Source organism: Devosia sp. RR2S18 (genome assembly GCF_030177755.1).
Classification (GTDB): Bacteria; Pseudomonadota; Alphaproteobacteria; order Rhizobiales; family Devosiaceae; genus Devosia; species Devosia rhizosphaerae.
In genome coordinates this window covers 478,137-496,618 of sequence record NZ_CP126539.1, presented here as the reverse complement: position 1 = coordinate 496,618, position 18,482 = coordinate 478,137, and the positions used below count along the sequence as shown (strand labels likewise).

Below are 18,482 nucleotides of genomic sequence, written 5' to 3'. Positions count from 1 at the left end.
AAAAGGGCGGCACCGAAGTGCCGCCCTGATGAATAAGGCCGGAGCCCTAGTTGTGTTCCTCGGGCAGATCGGGAAGCGGCAGGAATTCGATCCCCTCCTCGGCCAGCGCCACCACTTCATCCCGGCTGGCCTGCCCGTAGATGCCGCGCGCCTCGGCCTCCTCGTAGTGGATCTTGCGCGCTTCCTCGGCAAAGCGATCGCCGACATTCTCCGCCTCGCTCAAGACTTTTTGCTTGAAGGCCTTGAGCAATTGACGCAGTTGCGCGGGATCAGGGTGCCCGGCGCTCACCGCCACTTTGGCATTATCGGTTCGCGCCACGGCCGGCGCCATCAAAGCCTTTTCGACCTGACCATCACCACACACGGCGCAAACGACAATGCCGCGCGCCTGCTGGTCGTCGAATGCCTGGGCATTCTTGAACCAGGCGTCATAGCTATGGCCTTGGGAACAACGCAGGGAATACTGGATCACTGACTAAACTTCGGTTTGAATACCACTCCTGAGCCTCCATATAGGCGCAAGGCTTAGCCCTGCAATGCCGCAGGAGGGGCAAAGTCGCGGGCATTGGCCAAGGCCGGAATACGCTCGCGTGCGTCGGTCACTCGGGCGAGGTCGATATCGGCGAGGAGAACGCCGGGACGGTCATGCTCCAGTTCGGCGACGATCCGGCCCCAGGGATCAATGATGATCGAGTGGCCGTAGGTCGCGCGGCCATTAGCATGTTGCCCGCCCTGCGCTGCCGCAATCACATAGGAGCCGGTCTCGATCGCCCGGGCGCGCAGCAGCACATGCCAATGCGCTTGCCCCGTCGGCACGGTGAACGCCGCCGGAACCGCCAAGAGGGACGCGCCGGCATTAGCAAGGCTGTTGAAAAGCCTCGGGAAGCGCATGTCGTAGCAAATGGCAAAGCCGAGCTTCGCCTCGCCCACCTGCGCCGTCACAGCCACTTCGCCGGCCCTGTAGGTCGCGCTTTCCCGATAGGCATTGAGCCCGGCGATAGTTGCGTCGAACAGGTGGATCTTGTCGTAAGTCGCAGCGATCTCCCCCTCAGGCGAAAACAGCACCGAACGGTTAGCAAAGCGGCCATCGGAGAGCGGTACCGCCAGCGAGCCGATATGCACGAACATGCCGTGCTCCCGCGCCAATTCGGCGACACGCTGCAATTGCGGATGGCCCTCGAATGGCGCGGCCACGCTCCGCAACTGCTCGCGGTTCTCCGGAAAGATCATGGTAACTTCCGGTGTCAGCACATAATGCGCGCCAGCCGCCGCCGCTTCGGCCAGCATGGGCTCGAGTGCGGCAAGGTTGGCCTCGGGATCAAGTCCCGACTGCATTTGGATGGCGGCGATTTTCAAGCGGGTACTCCGGAAAAAGGCGGCGGCTATTGCGCCAACAGCGGATCAAGCCCGCCCCGGCGGTCGAGTGCTGCGATGTCGTCATAGCCCCCGATATGGCTATCGTCGATGAAGATCTGCGGCACGGTGCGGCGGCCATGGGCCCGTTCGGTCATGGCCGAGCGGAGATCGGGATCGAGCACGGTGATCTCGGTGTAGTCAGCGCCCTTTTCCTTCAGCAGCGACTTGGCGGCGTGGCAGTAGGGACAGGTGGGGGTGGTGTAGATTTCAATCCGGGCCATCTGGAAACTTCCTCAAAGAATGGAGGCACTGCCTCTTATATGGTCTCGTCTGCGCCGATCACAACGCGGGCAAAGGTCACGACATCGATGGCTTCGATGCCCGCCCGGAGCAGCGTCCGTGTCACCGCCTTGATGGTGGCCCCGGTGGTATAGACGTCATCGATCAGGATGATCCGCCGTCCCTTGGCGCGCGTCAGCACGTCGGGGTGAACGGCAAATGCCCCGGCTACGTTCCGCTCGCGGCCCGCGCCGCTGAGCCCCACCTGTTGGCGGGTATGTTTCTTGCGGCGGACCAGATCGGCATCGACCGGCAGCTTTGTGAGAGCCCCCAAGACGCGGGCCAGTTCGGCCGACTGATTGTAGCGCCGAGCCCGCAATCGGCGGGGGTGAAGAGGAACAGGAACCAGGAGCGGCGCGCCGTCCCAGAATTCATGGCCCGCCCCCACCATCAGCCGGGCGCAAAAACTGGCAAGCTCGGGCCGATCTCCATATTTCAGCTGCCCAACAAGGCTGCGGGCCACCTCGTTGTAGACGACGGCGGCCCGCGCCCGGCCGAAGGGCGGCGGATCGGCGAGCGCTTCGGCCGACAATGCCCCTTCGCCCAGGCTCACCTCAAACGGAATGCCCAGCCGCGGGCAATAGGGAGCGGTTATCGGACGCAATTTGGTGAAGCAGCCGGCACAGAGTGTGTCCGCCACCCCGGTAGGCGCCTGACAGGCCAGACACACCGGTGGGTAGAGCATGTCCAGCGCCAAGCCGGAAAGCCGCCGCAGGCCATTCCCAAGCCGGCTGCGCAGCCCCTCGCTTTTGACAAGCCCCTCGGCGCTCTCCATAGATATCGATAGTGCCACGTCCGCATTCCGCCGCAAGAGAGCATGACGCAACCCCCGCAAATATTCGACACGGTCCTGATTGCCCGCCGCCAGGCGAAGCGAGGGCCCGCAATCGACTTCGTCACCGATCTCGTGCTCGCCGATCTCCATGAGCGGCTCGCAACCCTCATCCGCGACTTTCCCAAGGCCCTGATCATCGGGCCCAACCCCGAATTGCTACCCGAAACCGCGCAGACTGCCAGCAGCACTGTCGCCTTCGAGCGGCTTGCCGCTTTCGGCCATAACGACGACCTGCCGCCTATCGCGGCCACCGACTACAACCTCATCGTCTCGCTGCTGCACCTCCAGGCCGTCAATGACGTCCCGGGCTATCTCGCCCGCTTGCGCGCCCGCCTCGCGCCCGATGGGCTTCTGCTAGTGGCCACTCTGGGCGGCAATACGCTCAGCGAATTGCGCGAGGCCTTTCTTTCCGCCGACAGCCTCATTTTGGGTGGCGCGGCGCCCCGTGTTGCACCCATGATCCAGGTCCGCGATGCCGGCGCCTTGCTGCAGCGCGCCGGCCTTGCCCTCCCGGTTGCCGATGTCGACAGCCACGCCGTGCGCTACTCCACCCCGTTCGCCCTGATGGCAGAACTCAAGACACTGGGCGCCGCCAACCCGCTCATGGATCGGCCACGCGGCCTCGCCACGCCGTCCCTGCTCGCGGCGGCCGCCAATGCCTACGCGGCGCAGGACGCCGATCCCGATGGCCGCGTCCGCGCCACGCTCGACATCATCTGGCTCTCCGGCTGGGCGCCACACGAAAGCCAGCAACAACCCCTCAAGCCCGGCAGCGCCAAGATCAGCCTACGCGACGTGCTGGGGAACGGCTGACCCTGCAGCTCAATGCATCTTGACCCGTCCCTTGGGGCCGGCCCGATAAGAGCGGCGGACACAAGTTCGAGAGGTGAGTCGTGCACGCATCCGCCCAATTCCTCAGCCCTGCCGATGTCGCCGCCAGGTTCGGCGTTTCAACCAAGGCGCTGCGCCTTTATGAGCAACGCGGCCTGCTCTCGCCCGTGCGAACCGCAAGCGGGTGGCGCACCTACGGACCAGATGAGGTCGCGCGCATAGCAGAGATAAAGACGCTCCGTTCGCTTGGCCTCAGCCTTGCGGCTATCGAGCGCCTCCTGGCGGGAGATGGCAGCGATCTGGCGCAGGCGCTGGCCCTGCACCAGGAGCGACTAGAGGAGGAGGTGCGCCGCACCACTGGTGCCATCGCAGCTGTGCGCCATATTCGGGCCGAGCTGGCACAAGGCAGAACGGCGCGCGTCGGAGAACTGCTGCACGCCGTAGCGCCTTCGCCGCCAGCCAGCCTGGCGATAGAGCTACCCTGGCCCTGGGGCGGCGAGCGCTTCGAGTTACGAGAGATCAGGGCGGTCAACTACATCATCGGCCCGCTGGGGAGCGGCAAGACCCGGCTCGCGATAAAGCTCGCCGAGGCGATGCCAGGCGCGCAGTTTCTCGCTCTCGACCGCTTGGAAATCGCACCCGGCCTGGTGCAAGCGCGCCTTGAAAGCGACCCATCGCTCCAGCTGCGTGTGAACGCAGCGCAGACCTGGCTCATCGACGAGGGTGCCGCCCCCTCACCGGCACTGACAGCGCTGCTGCTGGAATTGGAGGCCGCAAGCTCCGCGCCCCTGGTCATTGACATGGTGGAGCAGGACCTTGGCCGGGAAACCCAGAGCGCGCTTGCCGCCTATCTGCGGCGCCGGCCAACCACAGCGCGGCCACTTTTTGTGATGACGCGCTCTTCGCTGATCCTGGACCTTGAGGAAGTGGGTCCCAACGAGACCATCATTCTCTGCCCGCCGAACCACAGCCCACCCACAATTGTCCTGCCCTGCTCGGGTGCTCCAGGCTATGAGACCGTCGCCTCATGCCTGGCTACCCCTGAGGTCCGGCTGCGAACGGCCGGCGTCAGGGTCGTGGGACCAGCACCCCATTGATGATTTCGAAAAAAGAAAAGGCCGGCGTTTCCGCCGGCCTTTGAACATCAGAAAAACCAGCCTACTCTTAGGCGGCAGCTTCCTCGTCGCCATCTTCATTGGCAGCCTCGGCCTTGGTCCGCTTGGGGCTCTTGGCGAGGTTCTTTTCGATCAGCTGCACGGCTTCGGTCAGCGTCAGCTTGTTGACAGCACCGATTTCGCGGCTCATGCGGTCCATGGCCTGCTCGAACAGCTGGCGTTCCGAATAGCTCTGCTCGGGCTGCTCTTCGGAGCGGTAGAGGTCGCGCACCACTTCCGAAATGGCGATCAGATCGCCAGAATTGATCTTGGCTTCATATTCCTGGGCGCGACGCGACCACATGGTACGCTTGACGCGCGCCCGGCCGGTTACGGTGGTGAGTGCCTGAGTGACCAGATCATCCTCGGCCAGCTTGCGCATACCAACGGACTTGATCTTGGCGACCGGGACGCGCAGCGTCAGCTTGTCCTGCTCGAAGCTGATCACGAACAGTTCGAGCGTCAGGCCGGCAACTTCTTGTTCCTCGATCGAGACGATCACACCGACGCCATGCGCCGGATAGACGACATATTCGCCCGTCTTGAACCCAAGCCGCTGCTGTGACTTCTTGGCTACCATTAAATGGAACTCCTTGTTGACGCCCTGATGAACGGTTCCTGGCGGGAAGGTCCGTCCAACCTACTCTGCTACACGGCAGTCAAACTCCAGGTGCCACCAGGTCCGCGTTTCCCGGAGCGCCATGCATCGGACGATGTTGTCAAAAAAATCGTGCCATCAGGCACGGGCTGGTGACGAGCTCAACTGCATATGGGAAAGACCATAGCACAAAAAATCAGCAAAATCAAAAGCTACGAATCACCGGCCCAAAGCGGCCTTGTCTGACCCTACGGGACTATGACAAGTTCGTGACGTCAGGCGCGCGGTCGTGACGGCAGGCGCGCGGGCTAGTCGCCTTCGCCGGGAGCCTCGGAGAAGTATTTGGCGAGCTTACCCTCTTCCCCGTCGCGTTCCTTGGCTTCGGGCAGCGGCTCACGACGCTCGGTGAGGTTGGGCCAGATCGAGGCATATTTGGTGTTGAGCGCCAGCCATTCGTCGAGCCCGCTCTCGGTGTCCGGCTTGATCGCCTCGGCCGGGCACTCCGGTTCGCACACGCCGCAGTCGATGCACTCGTCGGGATGGATCACCAGCATGTTCTCGCCCTCGTAGAAACAATCCACGGGGCACACTTCCACGCAGTCGGTGTACTTGCAGGCGATGCAGTTGTCGGTGACGATATAGGTCATCTAGGCGGCAGTCCGGGCGGGGTCTCAACGGGTCCGGTGCTAAACCCTTTTGCCATTCATCGCAAGGCGCCGAGCAGGCAAGCAATTGCCTCAAGCAAGGCCAGCAGGAAATGCTTGCCCAAAGGTCGCCTAAAGCTCGTCGTCGAACTCCCCCAGGAGCCGATCGGTCTCCCGCCGCTCCTTCTTGGTCGGCCGCCCGCTGCCCGGCAGGCGTTCGCCCGTCGCCCGCTCAAAGGGGCTCAACTCTTCTTTGGGCAGCGGCGCAGGCGAGAGGTCTTCATAGAGCGTCGCCGCTTCGCTGGCCGGACCTCGGCGCACGCCCGGATCAAGGATACGCCAGATCAGCACCCGACCATGTAGCGTCATTGTTAGCACATCGCCGGCACCGATCTTGTGATCGCTGCGGTCGGTGCGCTCGGCATTGACCCGGATGGCACCCGTTTCGATGAACTTTTGCGCCAGTGTGCGCGACTTGAGCGCGCGCGAGAAGAACAGGAACTTATCGAGCCGCTCCTTGCGCAGCGGCGTCTGGGCAATCCCCGCCAAGCTCTACTCGGCCTTGCGGTCGCGTAGCGCCGCAAGTTTGGCGAAGGGGCTGTCCGGATCGAACGCCTTTTCTTTCCTCTCCTCACGCGGCCTCTCGAAGCGCGGCCGTTCGTCACGCTTGTCGCGGCGCTCGGCCTTGGGCTTGCCCTTGCCATTCCCGTTGAGATGCTGCGCCTTGGTGAAATCCTGCACTTCGCCTTCGGGCCGCCGCTTGGCAGCGGGACGCTGGCGCTGCCGGGTCTCGCCCGGCTCACCCTCGGGGCGGCGGCGATTGGCCTGGCGTGCATTGTCGGGGCGCCGCCCGGCGGGATACCAGATTTCGTCGAATTCAGGCTCTGCCGGCGCGGCGGGTGCTGCTTCGGGCGCAGCCTCGACGATCGTCGTCGCTGGGACGTCGGCCTCAAAGGCGATCGGGGCCGCTTCCGCCGCGGCAACCGCTTCCAAGGGCGCTTCCTCGGCAACATCGGTCGTCGCTGGATTTTCGCTCAATACCTCTTCAAGCGCTGGCGCTTCGGAGGTGGCATCAGCGGCAGCCGCCACCGGCGCTGCCTTGGGCGTGCGCTTCACGCGATAGCCCAGCGAAGCCAGGATCGAGGCGAAGTCTTCGCCCGAACAGCCCAAAAGGCTCGTCATTTCCACGGTTACGCGGAAGCCATTGCCTTCTGCTGCGCCCGCCGGGGGCTCGCCCTGGTAGCGGGTCGGATCCACCGCGATCAGCGGCCGGATAATATCGGCCAGGCGTTCAAGGATATCGACGCGAACGGCGCGCTTACCGGCCACTTTGAAGCCCGCAACCTCATAGAGGCGAGTATCGACTTCCGGGTCGACGACGAAGCTGGTGCGCCCCGACAGCACGATATGGGGAATATCGGTGACGCCGGGCTGGCGCACGCCGCCATGCTTGAGCGCAAACAGGATCAGCGCCAATTCGCGTGGCGCCGGCTTGAGGCTGAGCGGCAGATAGATGTGGTAAGCGCCGAACTTGATGCCGAGTTTGCGCATCTTGCCGCGCACGTCTTGGTCGAGGTTCTTCACCTCGTCCGCCACCTGCCCCCGGGGCAACAGCCCCAGATGCTCAAAGAGCTGGAAGGCGATGCCACGGGCAGCACCCTCGATATCAGCCGGCGCTTCGAGCGCCATCACGCCTTCAAGCACAGTATTGATATGGTGGCGTAGCCAGAGGCTCAGCCGGTCCTGCACGCGTTCCAGGTCGGGCCCGGTCAACGTTTCATCGGCCAGGATCAGGATGCGCGGGCGATAAAGTGAATCTCCCTCGAGCAGTTCGGCAATGACTTCGCCCTTCCAGCGCAGCCGCCCATCGGTGGCCAGCACAAACTCCTCATTGGGCGCGCCCGCCAGGCGATCGGCCCGCTTGGAGATTTCCGGCGCCACCACCTGATCGGCGGCGGAGCGCAGTCCCTTGATTTCGGCATCCCCGTCATTGCGGGCGAGCGTGAAACGGAAGCCTTCGAGCGTGCCGATGAGATGCCCTTCCAGGCTCACTTCGCCGCGCTCATTGATCTCGGGAGATGCCATACGTTTGTCTTTCAGGTGACGCAGCAAGACGCTAGTGCGCCGGTCAACGAAGCGCTGAGTCAGTTTTTCATGCAGCGCGTCGCTGAGCCGGTCCTCAATGTCTCGGGTCTTTTCGCGCCAATGTGAAGGGTCTGCAAGCCAGTTTTTACGGTTCGCGACGAAGGTCCAGGTCCGAATCTGCTTGATCCGGTTCGACAAGGTATCGATGTCGCCCGCGATACTGTCGCAAAAGCGCACCTGCTCGGCAATCCAATCCTCGTTCACATGCCGGCGCTTGACTAAATCCGAGTAAATGCGCGTGACGATTTCGCCGTGATTGGCCGGTGAAATTCCCTGGTAATCCGGGATCTGGCAGCATTCCCAAAGCAGCCGCGCTCCATCGAGCCCTCGTGCCAGCTGGCCGGCTTCGTTACGGGCGACGAACTCCAGCGCCAGCTGGTCGGTGGCGACCGGCACCCGGGTCAGGCTCTTGTGCTCGGGCGGCATGTCGAGGCTGTCGCGCAGGGCACCGATGGATGAGAAATCCAGTCTGTTGTTGCGCCATTGCAGCACTTTTATCGGGTCGAAGTCGTGCGTTTCGAGCTGGACTACCAGTTCCTCGTCGAACCCTTCCGTGCCGCCGGTCACCCCGAAGGTCCCGTTGCGAGCATGTCGACCCGCCCGCCCAGCGATCTGGCCCAGCTCGGCTGGCGTCAGGCCGCGGCTCAGCCGACCATCGAATTTGGAGTCGTCGGCAAAGGCCACATGATGGATGTCAAGGTTGAGGCCCATGCCGATGGCATCGGTCGCGACCAGGAAATCGACGTCGCCATTCTGGTAGAGATCGACCTGCGCGTTGCGGGTGCGGGGGCTGAGCGCCCCCATCACCACGGCCGCACCGCCGCGTTCGCGCCGGATCAACTCGGCGATGGCGTAGACCTGCCGCGCCGAAAAGGCGACAATGGCGCTGCGGGCCGGTTGCCGCGAAATCTTCTTGGAGCCGGCATAGGTGAGCTGGGAGAACCGCGGCCGGTCGATGATGTCGACATGCGGCAGCAACCGGCGGATCACCGGGGCCATGGTCGCCGAGCCCAGGAGCAGTGTCTCGTGCGTACCCCGCGCATTGAGGATGCGGTCGGTGAAGACGTGACCGCGCGAAAAGTCGATGGCCGTCTGGATCTCGTCGATGGCAACGCAGTCGACGCGGATGTCCACAGGCATGGCTTCCACTGTGCAGACCCAGAAGCGCGGTTTGGCCGGAACGATCCGCTCCTCCCCGGTCACGAGCGCAACTGCCTGTTCACCTACTCGTTCGACCACGCGCTGATAGACCTCACGCGCGAGGAGGCGCAGCGGCAGGCCGATCATCCCCGACGGATGGGCCAGCATGCGCTCGATGGCAAAATAGGTCTTGCCGGTATTGGTGGGGCCAAGGATCGCCTTGACCGTCTGGGCGGGCGGGAAACTCATCGGCGCCTAATGTAGGGAATGGAAACAGCTTCTGCGAGGGGTGGCGGCGTCCCAATGAGGTACATCATCAAGCCCAGTCCAGGCCTTCACCTTAAGAAGCAGAACATCTGCGGAACGAAACAGAACCGAATCGGCTGGAATTGGTGAGTCCGGGTTTGTTCACGCACTAGTCCTTGTATGTAGCCGCACCCGGGCAACGCCAGGAGCACGCCACCCGTTCCTCCGTTCGCCTTGCGGCAGTCAGCACCGTTCATCTTGGTTGCAAAGCAGTTAATTCGGCGCCAGAATCGGCAAGTCCTACCGACCGGTTACGGCCATGCGTTCGCCGAGCTTGCTTTCCTTTAAGCTTCGGCCTCCCGCCCGGCAGGTCTTTCCTGGTGCGAAATTAACGAAAAACCCTTTGACCGGGTCAGATCGGGAAAGCTGCTGACGCGGTCTGTCAGCGCACCCGTGGCAAGAAGGGGCATCTCACAAGAGGAGCTTCCGCCATGACAACGCAATCTCATGACCAGCTACCCGCACCGGTCGCCGACTATTTCGAGGCCGCCAATCGCGGCGAAACAAATAAGCTCACGACCTTCTTTGCTGCCGATGCGACGGTGCGCGACGAGGGCCACACCTATGCGGGCATCGGGGCGATCAGCGATTGGGTGCAGAAGACCGCTGCGGCCTACCAGCCTCGTTATCGCGTGCACAGCATCCGGTCCGAGCCCGGCCGCACGGTGGCGACGCTTGAGGTATCGGGTACTTTCCCGGAAGCCCGCTGACCCTGGAGCAGGCCTTCACCGTTTCCGACGGGACGATCACGTGCCTCGAAACGCTGTAGCTGTCCCAGAGCGGGACGCTTCGGTCGCGCTGGCGTCACCCCTGTTCGGTCTTGGTCCAAAGCAGGAACGAACAGGGGGAGAATCGCGAGGATGGTCTGAGTCCGGCTTTGTTCCAGACCACATCTGGTGGGCGAACCGGCCATCCCCACCAAGAGCACGTTCATGGAACAGCTTAGCGACCACCAAGCTGTTCAGCTTCGTTGCCAAACTCCTAACTCTCAGCAGAATCGGCACTTCCCTGACGAGGGCTTTACACCTGCGAGATGCGGCTGCAGTGCACGTTAACACTTCACGTTCGGCAAAAGGCCGCGCTCCACCGCACCCGCTAACGAAAAACCCATTGACCGTCCTGGGTTGGGACAGACACGGAACCGCCGCTGCAAGTCGCCCATTCCCCGAGGACGGAGACTTACATGCAGCAAGAACAGCAAGCCGCCCCTGCCCCCGAACCGCGCAAGGGCATGCCCAGCCCGCGGCTGGACGAGACTGAGTTCAAGGCGCGCTTCCGCAGCCAGTTCATTGACCCCAACTTCGATACGCTTGGGGCAGAATTGGAGCGGATCACCGAGGCGGCCTGGGATGCCTATGCCCACCAGCGCAAGGCGCCGCGCACCGTCAAAGCCGGTCCTGGATACGCCGATCCCGACTATGACCTTGCCGAGGATTGGGTCGCCGCCAAGGCTGCGGTGGAACGTGCACAACGCGACTACGAAACGGGTGACCGCCCCTATCGTATCCTGCTGATCAACGGTTCGGCGCGCAGCGAACACACCTGCCCCGGCGAGATGAGCAAGTCATTCCGGCTGGTGAAGCTGGCCGAGGAAGTGCTGCTGGAGGCTGGCTTCCAGACCGAAATCCTCGATCTCTCGCGCACCATTTCCGAGTATGGGCGCAACATTCACCCCTGCAAATCCTGCTTTTCGACCGCAGCCCCGCTCTGCCACTGGCCCTGCTCCTGCTACCCCAATTACTCACTGGGCCAGAGCCAGGACTGGATGAACGAGATCTACCCTATGTGGATCAAGGCCGACGGCGTGCTGATCGTCTCGCCGGTCAACTGGTATCAGGTCTCAGCGCCTCTCAAGGCGATGATGGACCGCCTGGTCTGTGCCGATGGCGGTAATCCCGATCCCACCCGCACTCAGGGCAAACACGCCGACTTGGCCAAGCAGATCGAGCTTGATGGCTGGGATTACCCGCGCCAACTCAAGGGCCGCCTCTTCTCGGTCATCGTCCATGGTGATGTGGAAGGCGCCAAGGACGTGCAGCGCTCCATCTCCGATTGGCTCAAATTCATGGAAATGGCGCCCGCTGGACCCCTGGCCGAACTCGACCGCTATATCGGCTATTGGGAGCCTTACGCCACCAACCATGTCTCGCTCGACAAGGATCTCGCAATGCAGGAGGAGGTACGCAATGCCGCCCGCACCCTGCGCGATGCCCTTTTAGCGCGGCGCGCCGGGCATGAAATTCCAGGCAACGACCTCGAGGCGCCGCGGCAGAAATAGCCGCTAGTACTGCATTCCCGTCAGCACCATGGAGAGATCGCCCATATTGGTGCCCAGCAGCACGCGATAGGGGATAAAATAGCCGGTAGCGCCGAGTGGCGCATACCAGATGATGATGCGGTCGCTATCGGCAAGATAATTGGTGATTTCGGAGGTGGTGAAATGCCCGGCCACCGGATCATAGTCGACCGTGCACAGCACCACGGGGCCCTGGTAACCGGTCCGCGGCGAGGTCGCCTGGTCGTCTCCGGCATAGCTCATCGAGATGTTGAAGCGCTCGACGCCGGTGAAGATGCTGGTCTTGCGCTGGCAAAGACTGCGGTCGAGCGCGTTCCCCTTGAGCACGAAAGCAGACATAAAATCGCCCACCCCTGTCAGGTGGCGGCGCTCGAGCGGCACCCGGTCATAATTGTCGAGGATCGGCGGCTCAACCTTGAAGGCAGCAACATTGCCGCCGGCAAAGGACGCATCGATCGAGAAGGTTTCCCCGCTCGCAACGGTCTGCAATCCGAACTCATCCGCGCTCAGCACGGCGCCAGAGGAGCGCCCTTCCGAGCGCGCCGTCGCCGTCCCGCTCGCCACCATCGAGCCCAGTCCAGCGACATTGGCCCGAAGGTCCAGCCGATAGCGCGCGCCATCATCGGTCAGGTCGACGTTCATGGCGGCGATGTTGATGCCACCCAGCGTCAAGACATAGCTTGCACGGGCATCGACGTCCTGCGCCAGGGCGGGGTTGGAGACCAGCAGCGCCAAGGCAGCCAGCGGGGCAAAACGAAAACTCGGCAAGGGCTCGGACCTCGGCGTCGAATCAAACAACAGCTCGAACCTGCCTGCCAGACTCCTGCTGTGCAAGGCGCTCGCGCCCTCTTGAGCCCGCTTTGCCTTGACGGCAACGCCCCTTTTCTCTAAAGACGCGCCAGATTTCACAACAAATGAGGCCCGTTGCGGGAGTCCCCGCCACGCAGGACCTTTACACAAATAGGATATCTTCCAATGGCACGTCGCTGTGAACTTACCGGCAAGGGTGTGATGGTTGGCAACAACGTCTCCCACGCCCTCAACCGTACCCGTCGTCGGTTCCTCCCCAACCTGCTCAACGTGACGCTCCTGTCCGAGGCGCTCGAGCGCCCGGTCAAGCTGCGCGTGTGCGCTGCGGCTCTGCGGACCGTCGAGCACCGCGGTGGCCTGGACGCTTTCCTGCTCAAGCAGGCTGATGCGGACCTCTCCCCGCTCGCCCTGGGCATCAAGAAGGAAGTGCGCGCCGCTCTCGCGTCCTAAGCGATCCGGCCCACCACAAGTTTAGCCGCGTGGATCTTTCGTCCGCGCGGCTTTTGTTTTGCACCATGGTGGTGCAGAACGTCTTCAGCCGCCCCGGTCTGATGCCGGCAGCGGATCGATAGAGGTGCATTCTGATGCTTGCTCGTTTCCTGGTGGCTGTCGCCGCCATGGTCGCGGTCGTTGCCGCGTCCAATTTCCTGGTCCAGTTCCCCGTCGACGCCCAGCTGGGCGGTGTCAATCTCGGTGACATCCTCACCTGGGGCGCCTTCACCTATCCCGTCGCCTTCCTTGTCACCGATCTGAGCAATCGCGCCTTTGGCCCTGCCAAGGCCCGCCTTGTGGTGATCGCTGGCTTCGCCGTGGCCGTGGTGCTCTCGATCTATCTCGCGACGCCCCGCATCGCCATTGCTTCGGGCACGGCGTTTCTCGTTGCCCAGTTCCTCGACATCTCGATCTTCCATCGCCTACGCAACGGCGCCTGGTGGCAGCCGCCGATGTTCTCCTCGCTGGTGAGTTCGGCACTCGACACTGTCATCTTCTTCGGTCTGGCCATGGCGCCAGCCTTTGCCGGTATCGACGCCCTGTTCGGCATGGAGGATTCCTCGCTGGCCTTCCCCGCGCCGCTGCTCGGCATCGGCCCGGAGGTGGAGCTGTGGCAATCCCTCGCTCTGGGTGACTTCTTGGTCAAGCTGGTCCTGGCGGTCCTGCTGCTCGCCCCCTACAAGACCGTTCGCGATCTGGTGCTGCGCCGCATGCCGGTGGCGGCGTAAGCCCGCCCAAATGAGCCGCCCTCCCGCGAGGGCGGCCGCCCCATCAGGACCTAAGGCGTAGTGGGCAGCGCGAACTCCAGCAGCAATGTCCGCTGCCAATCGTTGAAATTGTTGTCCGAGCCGACAAGGATGCGCGTTTCCCCGTCCGGCGCACTGTGCACGGCAAGCGCTTCCATGTTGTCGACGTCGCCACCCTGCGCCTCGAGCAGCACTTCGCCTACCATGACATTGCCCGGCCGCACCTCCGCCGCTGGAACCCGCCGCACCGCCATCAGAAAGGTCAAGAGCGACACGCCACGTTCCAGCACCAACAGGTCCCCATTGGGCAAGAAGGCGCAATCGGTCGGCACCAGGCGATTGCTGCTGCGATAGCTCACCGGCCCCACATCGTTCTGCCCCAGGAACCAGCCGCGCTGGTTGCCCGCCTCGTCACGGGCATCTTCGGTCAGCAGCAGCGTCGATCCGGCTATGGGTGAGGCCGGGGGCGCAATGCACAGCGATTCCAGCGATTGATTGGTGCGAAGATTGGTGAGCCAATCGGGGATGCTCACCTCGCGCGCCGCGCCACCGGGGATCCCATCAACCAGCGCGAAATCGGCCACGCGAGTCAAATGCTCGAATCCCACTCGCACCGCAATCGGTTCGCCGTTCCGGTAGATGGTGTCGACCGACTCGGCGTCCCGCGCATATTGGCGCGGCAGCACCTCCCCGCGTGAGTTCTGCAGCGCCTCGGCCGTCACCCCGATGAAACCGAACAGGCGCGCTTGGTCGTCATAGGCCAGCTGGCCGGAGATGAAACTGCCGCGATCGGTAACGAACACCACCTGCTGGTGCGGCCCCGTGACCGCGAGGCCGGAAAGACCCCCAAAAGTGTCCTGCTGGCTGGTGAGCGATACCCCACCCCGCCAGATGAGGCCATCTACCTGCCCACCGACCGGCACGTCCTTGAAGGTGTCGATGGGCGCGGCAGTCACACTCACCGGCACTGGCTGGGCCTGGGCTATCCCAGCCAGCAACCAGACCGCGAGCGTTGCCGCAACCCGCCTCATCGGCGCCCGCGTCGCCGGACTTGCGCCGGCAGTTCTTCATCGAACAAAGCTGCCAACTCGTCGGTCAGTGCTCCCGCCAGTTCCTCGGCATCGAGCAGCGTCACCGCGCGCCGATAATAGCGCGTCACGTCGTGCCCGATGCCCACGGCCACCAGCTGGATGGGCGAGCGTGTCTCGATATCCTCGATCACCTGCCGCAGATGGGCTTCGAGATAATTGCCCGCATTGACCGACTGGGTGGAGTCGTCGACCGGCGCGCCGTCCGAGATCACCATCAGGATGCGCCGGGCTTCCGGCCGCGCCATCAACCGCTTGCGCGCCCATTCCAGCGCCTCGCCGTCGATATTCTCCTTGAGCAGCCCCTCGCGCATCATCAGGCCAAGGTTGCGCCGCGCATGCCGCCAGGGCTCGTCGGCTGCCTTGTAGATGATGTGGCGGATGTCGTTGACCCGCCCCGGATTGGCCGGACGATTGGCCTCCAGCCACGCCTCGCGCGACTTGCCGCCCTTCCAGGCCCTTGTGGTGAACCCCAGGATCTCCACCTTGACGCCGCACCGCTCGAGCGTGCGCGCCAGAATGTCCCCGCAGATTGCCGCAATGGTGATCGGCCGGCCGCGCATCGAGCCCGAATTGTCGATCAGCAGCGTCACCACGGTGTCGCGGAAATCGGTATCGTTCTCGACCTTGAAGCTCAGCGCCTGCATCGGGTCCGTAACGACGCGCGTCAGCCGCGCCGTATCGAGCAGGCCCTCTTCGAGGTCGAACTGCCAGCTCCGGTTCTGCTTGGCCATCAGCCGCCGCTGCAGCTTGTTGGCCAGTCGCGCCACCGCCCCGGCAAGGCTCTCAAGCTGCTTATCGAGCAGCGCCCGCAACTGGTCGAGCTCGTCGGGCGGGCACAGCTCGGCCGCCTTGACGATCTCATCGAATTTCTGAGTGAAGACCTTGTAGTTGAACTGGTTGGAGAGCTCCGTGCCACCATCCTTGGCGGGCGGCGGCATGGGGGCATCTTCCCCCGCTTCGGCCGCCGCATCGTCGTCGGTCTCGGCCATATCGGACTCGATGCCTTCGACGTCGCCCGTCTCTTCGCTCTCGCCGGCCTGCTGGTCTTCGCTGGTGTCCTGGGAGTCGTTCTCGCCCTCGCCCGGCTCAGGCGCCTGGTCGGAGTTCTCGCCCTCTTCGGGCTCTTGATTTTCGGCATTCTCCTCGTCCGCGCTCGATGGATCGTCCATCTCGCTCTCAGGCACGAGGTTGAGGTCGCGCAGCAGCGCCTTGGCCGCGCGGCTGAACTGCTCCTGGTTTTCATAGAGATCAAGGAGGCTATCGAGCGACTTGCCGCCCTTCTGCTCGATCTCGTTGCGCCACAGCTCCACCAGCGCATGCCCCGACGGAGGCACCGGTACACCGGCCAGCTTCTCGCGCAACATCAAGCCCAAGGCTTCGGCAATGGGTGCATCGTCCTTGGCGCTCACCTCGGCAAAATTGGCGCGGAACAGCCGGTCCTCCAGCATCTCTCCGATATTGCCCGCCATGCCCGGCATGCGCACACAGCCCAGCGCCTCGACGCGCGCCTGCTCCAAGGCATCGAACGCTGCCCGAGCCATGGGGTCCATCGGCGAGCGCTTGCGATGCGTGTCGGGGTCATGGCTGGCCAGCCGCATGGCCATGGCGTCGCCCTGCCCGCGGGCAATGGCGATATCCCGCCGCGTGGGCAGGCGCGGCAAATTGGCGAGCCGCGCCTTGTCAGAGGTCAGCAGCGGCCGGTCCGAGGTGAAGCTGACTTCGAGATCCGCCTTGCCCCCGATGGCGCGCACCGTCGCTCCCATGGCAGATTTGAAGGCCAGGGTCTGGTCGGGCTTGTTGGCTTTGCTGCGCGGAGGTTGTGCCATCAAATCAATCCATTCTGCGGACGCCGACGCAGTCGTCCATCTCGGCGTCATTCCCGCAAAACGCGGGAACCTCTGTTTGCAAAAGCGGTCCGGAAACGGAGGCCCCCGCTCGCGCAGGGATGACGCAGCCCGAAACTGCCCTACGCCGTCACGGCCAGATTGGCCGAGGATTCCGGCAGATCTTCCCCGAACACGCGCTGGTAGAACTCGGCCACAACCGGACGTTCCAGCTCATCGCATTTGTTGAGGAAGGTCAGGCGGAAGGCAAAGCCCACATCGCCACCGAAGATCTGCGCATTCTCGGCCCAGGTGATCACCGAGCGTGGCGACATCACCGTGGAGAGATCGCCATTGATGAAGGCCTGGCGGGTCAGATCGGCCAACCGCACCATATTGCCGACGAGCTTCTTGCCCTTTTCGGTCTCGCCATAGAACTTGTTCTTGGCCAGCACGATGCCAACTTCCTTGTCGTGCGGCAGGTAGTTGAGCGTCACCACCAGGCTCCAGCGGTCCATCTGGCCCTGGTTGATCTGCTGGGTGCCGTGATAGAGCCCGGACGTGTCACCAAGGCCGATCGTGTTGGTGGTGGCGAACAGGCGGAATGCAGGGTGCGGCGTGATGACGCGGTTCTGGTCGAGCAGCGTCAGCCGTCCCGCAACTTCCAGCACGCGCTGGATCACGAACATCACGTCGGGACGCCCAGCGTCATATTCGTCGAAGACGATCGCGACATTGTTCTGCACGGCCCAGGGCAGAATGCCGTCGCGGAATTCGGTGACCTGCTTGCCATCCTTGAGCACGATGGCGTCCTTGCCCACGAGATCGATACGCGACACGTGGCTATCGAGATTGACGCGGACCAGCGGCCAGTTCAGCCGGGCGGCGACCTGCTCGATATGGGTGGATTTGCCGGTGCCGTGATAGCCCTGCACCATGACGCGGCGATTAAAGGCGAAGCCTGCCAGGATCGCCAGCGTGGTGTTGCGGTCGAACAAATAATCCGGGTCGATCGGCGGTACGTGGCTATTGGCTTCCTTATAGCCCTTCACCACCAGATCGGTGTCGATGCCGAACAGCTCCCGTGCATTGTACTCGGTGTCGGGCAGGTTGGAGAACTCGGTCATGGCATACTCTCGGCGAGAAAATCGAGGCGGGACGGGCAGAAAGACGGGCGCTTATAGCAGCATTGTGACGGCGACTCTAGCCACCGGCACGGCTGCCTACTTGGCGACGAACCCGGTTTTCTTGAGGTGGGAATAGGCGGCGATGATGGCGCGCAGGCGTTCTTCTGAGGCCTTGTTGCCGCCATTGGCGTCGGGATGGTGGAGCTTCACCAGAGTCTTATAGGCCCGCTTGATCTCGTCGGACTTGGCCTGGCCGATAATTCCCAGCGTCTCGAGTGCCCGCCGGTCCTGTTCATGGAGCGGCCGCACGCGTTCGGCGGCAGGTTGCTGGCTCTGGCGGTGGCGATAGCGTGCAAAGACACCGAAAGGATCGCCATATTTGTCGCCCGGGCGCACGCCCGCCGTTCGCGCCGTGCGGGAGGTGTGCAATCCGGCCTGCCCATTGGCAAAGCTCGGCCGCGCCTCGGGCTTGGGCGGGGTGTGGAGGGCTTCCTCCAATTCATCCTTCTCCATGCCGGCAAAGAAGTTGAAGGCGGTGTTGTAGTGCCGAACATGCTCGAGGCAGAAATGGTGGTACTGACCCTCGGCGCGATTGCCCTTGGGCGCCTTGTACTCGCCCGGCTCCTCGCAGCCTTCCCAGTCGCAGATCTGCTCCACGCGGACGGGCTTTTCTTCCCGACGCGGCTTGATGCGAATGGACTCAAAGAGCTTGGATTGCTGTTTCATTCTCGCCTAGTAAGTGCCGTTAA

Annotated in this window: 19 protein-coding genes; 6 read left to right on the top strand and 13 right to left on the bottom strand. The window is 63.4% G+C overall.

Annotation, left to right across the window (positions count from 1 at the left end; translation table 11 throughout):
• Positions 1-46: 46 nt before the first annotated feature.
• From QOV41_RS02550 to QOV41_RS02535, 4 genes are read right to left on the bottom strand one after another with little or no spacing between them, the layout of a single operon-like run.
• Positions 47-472 carry a DUF1178 family protein gene (locus tag QOV41_RS02550; protein ID WP_284579300.1) on the bottom strand — a complete coding sequence of 142 codons (426 nt, stop codon included), beginning with the start codon at positions 470-472 and terminating at the stop codon, positions 47-49.
• A 53-nt stretch (positions 473-525) separates the two neighbouring features.
• Positions 526-1,356, bottom strand: coding sequence for a carbon-nitrogen hydrolase family protein (locus tag QOV41_RS02545; protein WP_284579299.1), 831 nt, complete (start codon positions 1,354-1,356; stop codon positions 526-528).
• A 26-nt stretch (positions 1,357-1,382) separates the two neighbouring features.
• A complete protein-coding gene (gene grxC, locus QOV41_RS02540; protein ID WP_284579297.1) occupies positions 1,383-1,637 on the bottom strand; it encodes a glutaredoxin 3 in 255 nt (84 codons plus the stop codon).
• Between the two features lie 35 nt (positions 1,638-1,672).
• Positions 1,673-2,488 carry a ComF family protein gene (locus QOV41_RS02535; RefSeq protein ID WP_284579295.1) on the bottom strand — a complete coding sequence of 272 codons (816 nt, stop codon included), beginning with the start codon at positions 2,486-2,488 and terminating at the stop codon, positions 1,673-1,675.
• Positions 2,489-2,512: 24 nt separating this feature from the next.
• Between QOV41_RS02535 and QOV41_RS02530 the strand changes: the two genes are divergently transcribed.
• Complete coding sequence (locus QOV41_RS02530) at positions 2,513-3,343, top strand: class I SAM-dependent methyltransferase (RefSeq protein ID WP_284579294.1); 831 nt, start codon at positions 2,513-2,515, stop codon at positions 3,341-3,343.
• An 80-nt stretch (positions 3,344-3,423) separates the two neighbouring features.
• Complete coding sequence (locus QOV41_RS02525; protein ID WP_284579292.1) at positions 3,424-4,458, top strand: MerR family transcriptional regulator; 1,035 nt, start codon at positions 3,424-3,426, stop codon at positions 4,456-4,458.
• A 67-nt stretch (positions 4,459-4,525) separates the two neighbouring features.
• On the opposite strand, the gene QOV41_RS02520 is transcribed toward QOV41_RS02525, so the two are convergent.
• From QOV41_RS02520 to QOV41_RS02505, 4 genes are all read right to left on the bottom strand, one after another.
• Positions 4,526-5,095 (bottom strand): CarD family transcriptional regulator, encoded by a 570-nt coding sequence (locus QOV41_RS02520; protein WP_284579291.1) that lies wholly within the window; start codon positions 5,093-5,095, stop codon positions 4,526-4,528.
• A gap of 326 nt (positions 5,096-5,421) precedes the next feature.
• Entirely contained in the window at positions 5,422-5,760 is a 339-nt protein-coding gene (gene fdxA / locus QOV41_RS02515) for a ferredoxin FdxA (RefSeq protein WP_284579290.1), read from the bottom strand.
• Positions 5,761-5,889: 129 nt separating this feature from the next.
• Entirely contained in the window at positions 5,890-6,306 is a 417-nt protein-coding gene (locus tag QOV41_RS02510; protein WP_284579289.1) for an RNA-binding S4 domain-containing protein, read from the bottom strand.
• Positions 6,307-6,309: 3 nt separating this feature from the next.
• Entirely contained in the window at positions 6,310-9,291 is a 2,982-nt protein-coding gene (locus tag QOV41_RS02505) for a helicase-related protein (RefSeq protein WP_284579288.1), read from the bottom strand.
• Between the two features lie 488 nt (positions 9,292-9,779).
• On the opposite strand from QOV41_RS02505, the gene QOV41_RS02500 reads away from it, so the two are divergent.
• Positions 9,780-10,058 (top strand): nuclear transport factor 2 family protein, encoded by a 279-nt coding sequence (locus tag QOV41_RS02500; RefSeq protein ID WP_284579287.1) that lies wholly within the window; start codon positions 9,780-9,782, stop codon positions 10,056-10,058.
• Between the two features lie 473 nt (positions 10,059-10,531).
• Positions 10,532-11,626 (top strand): flavodoxin family protein, encoded by a 1,095-nt coding sequence (locus tag QOV41_RS02495; protein WP_284579285.1) that lies wholly within the window; start codon positions 10,532-10,534, stop codon positions 11,624-11,626.
• A 3-nt stretch (positions 11,627-11,629) separates the two neighbouring features.
• Here the strand turns inward: QOV41_RS02495 and QOV41_RS02490 are convergent, their stop codons facing one another.
• Positions 11,630-12,412, bottom strand: a complete 783-nt coding sequence (locus QOV41_RS02490) for a DUF3108 domain-containing protein (RefSeq protein ID WP_284579283.1) — start codon at positions 12,410-12,412, stop codon at positions 11,630-11,632.
• Positions 12,413-12,619: 207 nt separating this feature from the next.
• Here QOV41_RS02490 and rpmB point away from each other — a divergent pair, with 207 nt between their 5' ends.
• Together rpmB and QOV41_RS02480 are read left to right on the top strand one after the other, a co-directional pair.
• On the top strand, positions 12,620-12,904 hold the full coding sequence (gene rpmB, locus QOV41_RS02485; protein WP_284579282.1) for a 50S ribosomal protein L28: 285 nt from the start codon (positions 12,620-12,622) through the stop codon (positions 12,902-12,904).
• Between the two features lie 134 nt (positions 12,905-13,038).
• Positions 13,039-13,674, top strand: coding sequence for a queuosine precursor transporter (locus tag QOV41_RS02480; RefSeq protein WP_284579281.1), 636 nt, complete (start codon positions 13,039-13,041; stop codon positions 13,672-13,674).
• A gap of 50 nt (positions 13,675-13,724) precedes the next feature.
• On the opposite strand, the gene QOV41_RS02475 is transcribed toward QOV41_RS02480, so the two are convergent.
• From QOV41_RS02475 to QOV41_RS02460, 4 genes are all read right to left on the bottom strand, one after another.
• On the bottom strand, positions 13,725-14,723 hold the full coding sequence (locus tag QOV41_RS02475) for an esterase-like activity of phytase family protein (RefSeq protein ID WP_284579280.1): 999 nt from the start codon (positions 14,721-14,723) through the stop codon (positions 13,725-13,727).
• The gene (gene cobT / locus QOV41_RS02470) at positions 14,720-16,609 is read right to left on the bottom strand and encodes a cobaltochelatase subunit CobT (protein WP_284579279.1); all 1,890 of its coding nucleotides are present in this window, start codon (positions 16,607-16,609) and stop codon (positions 14,720-14,722) included. The genes QOV41_RS02475 and cobT overlap by 4 nt, the downstream gene beginning before the upstream one ends.
• A gap of 140 nt (positions 16,610-16,749) precedes the next feature.
• The gene (cobS, locus tag QOV41_RS02465) at positions 16,750-17,733 is read right to left on the bottom strand and encodes a cobaltochelatase subunit CobS (RefSeq protein WP_284579278.1); all 984 of its coding nucleotides are present in this window, start codon (positions 17,731-17,733) and stop codon (positions 16,750-16,752) included.
• A gap of 96 nt (positions 17,734-17,829) precedes the next feature.
• Positions 17,830-18,459: a J domain-containing protein gene (locus tag QOV41_RS02460; RefSeq protein WP_284579277.1), complete on the bottom strand. Its 630-nt coding sequence runs from the start codon at positions 18,457-18,459 to the stop codon at positions 17,830-17,832.
• Positions 18,460-18,482: the final 23 nt, after the last annotated feature.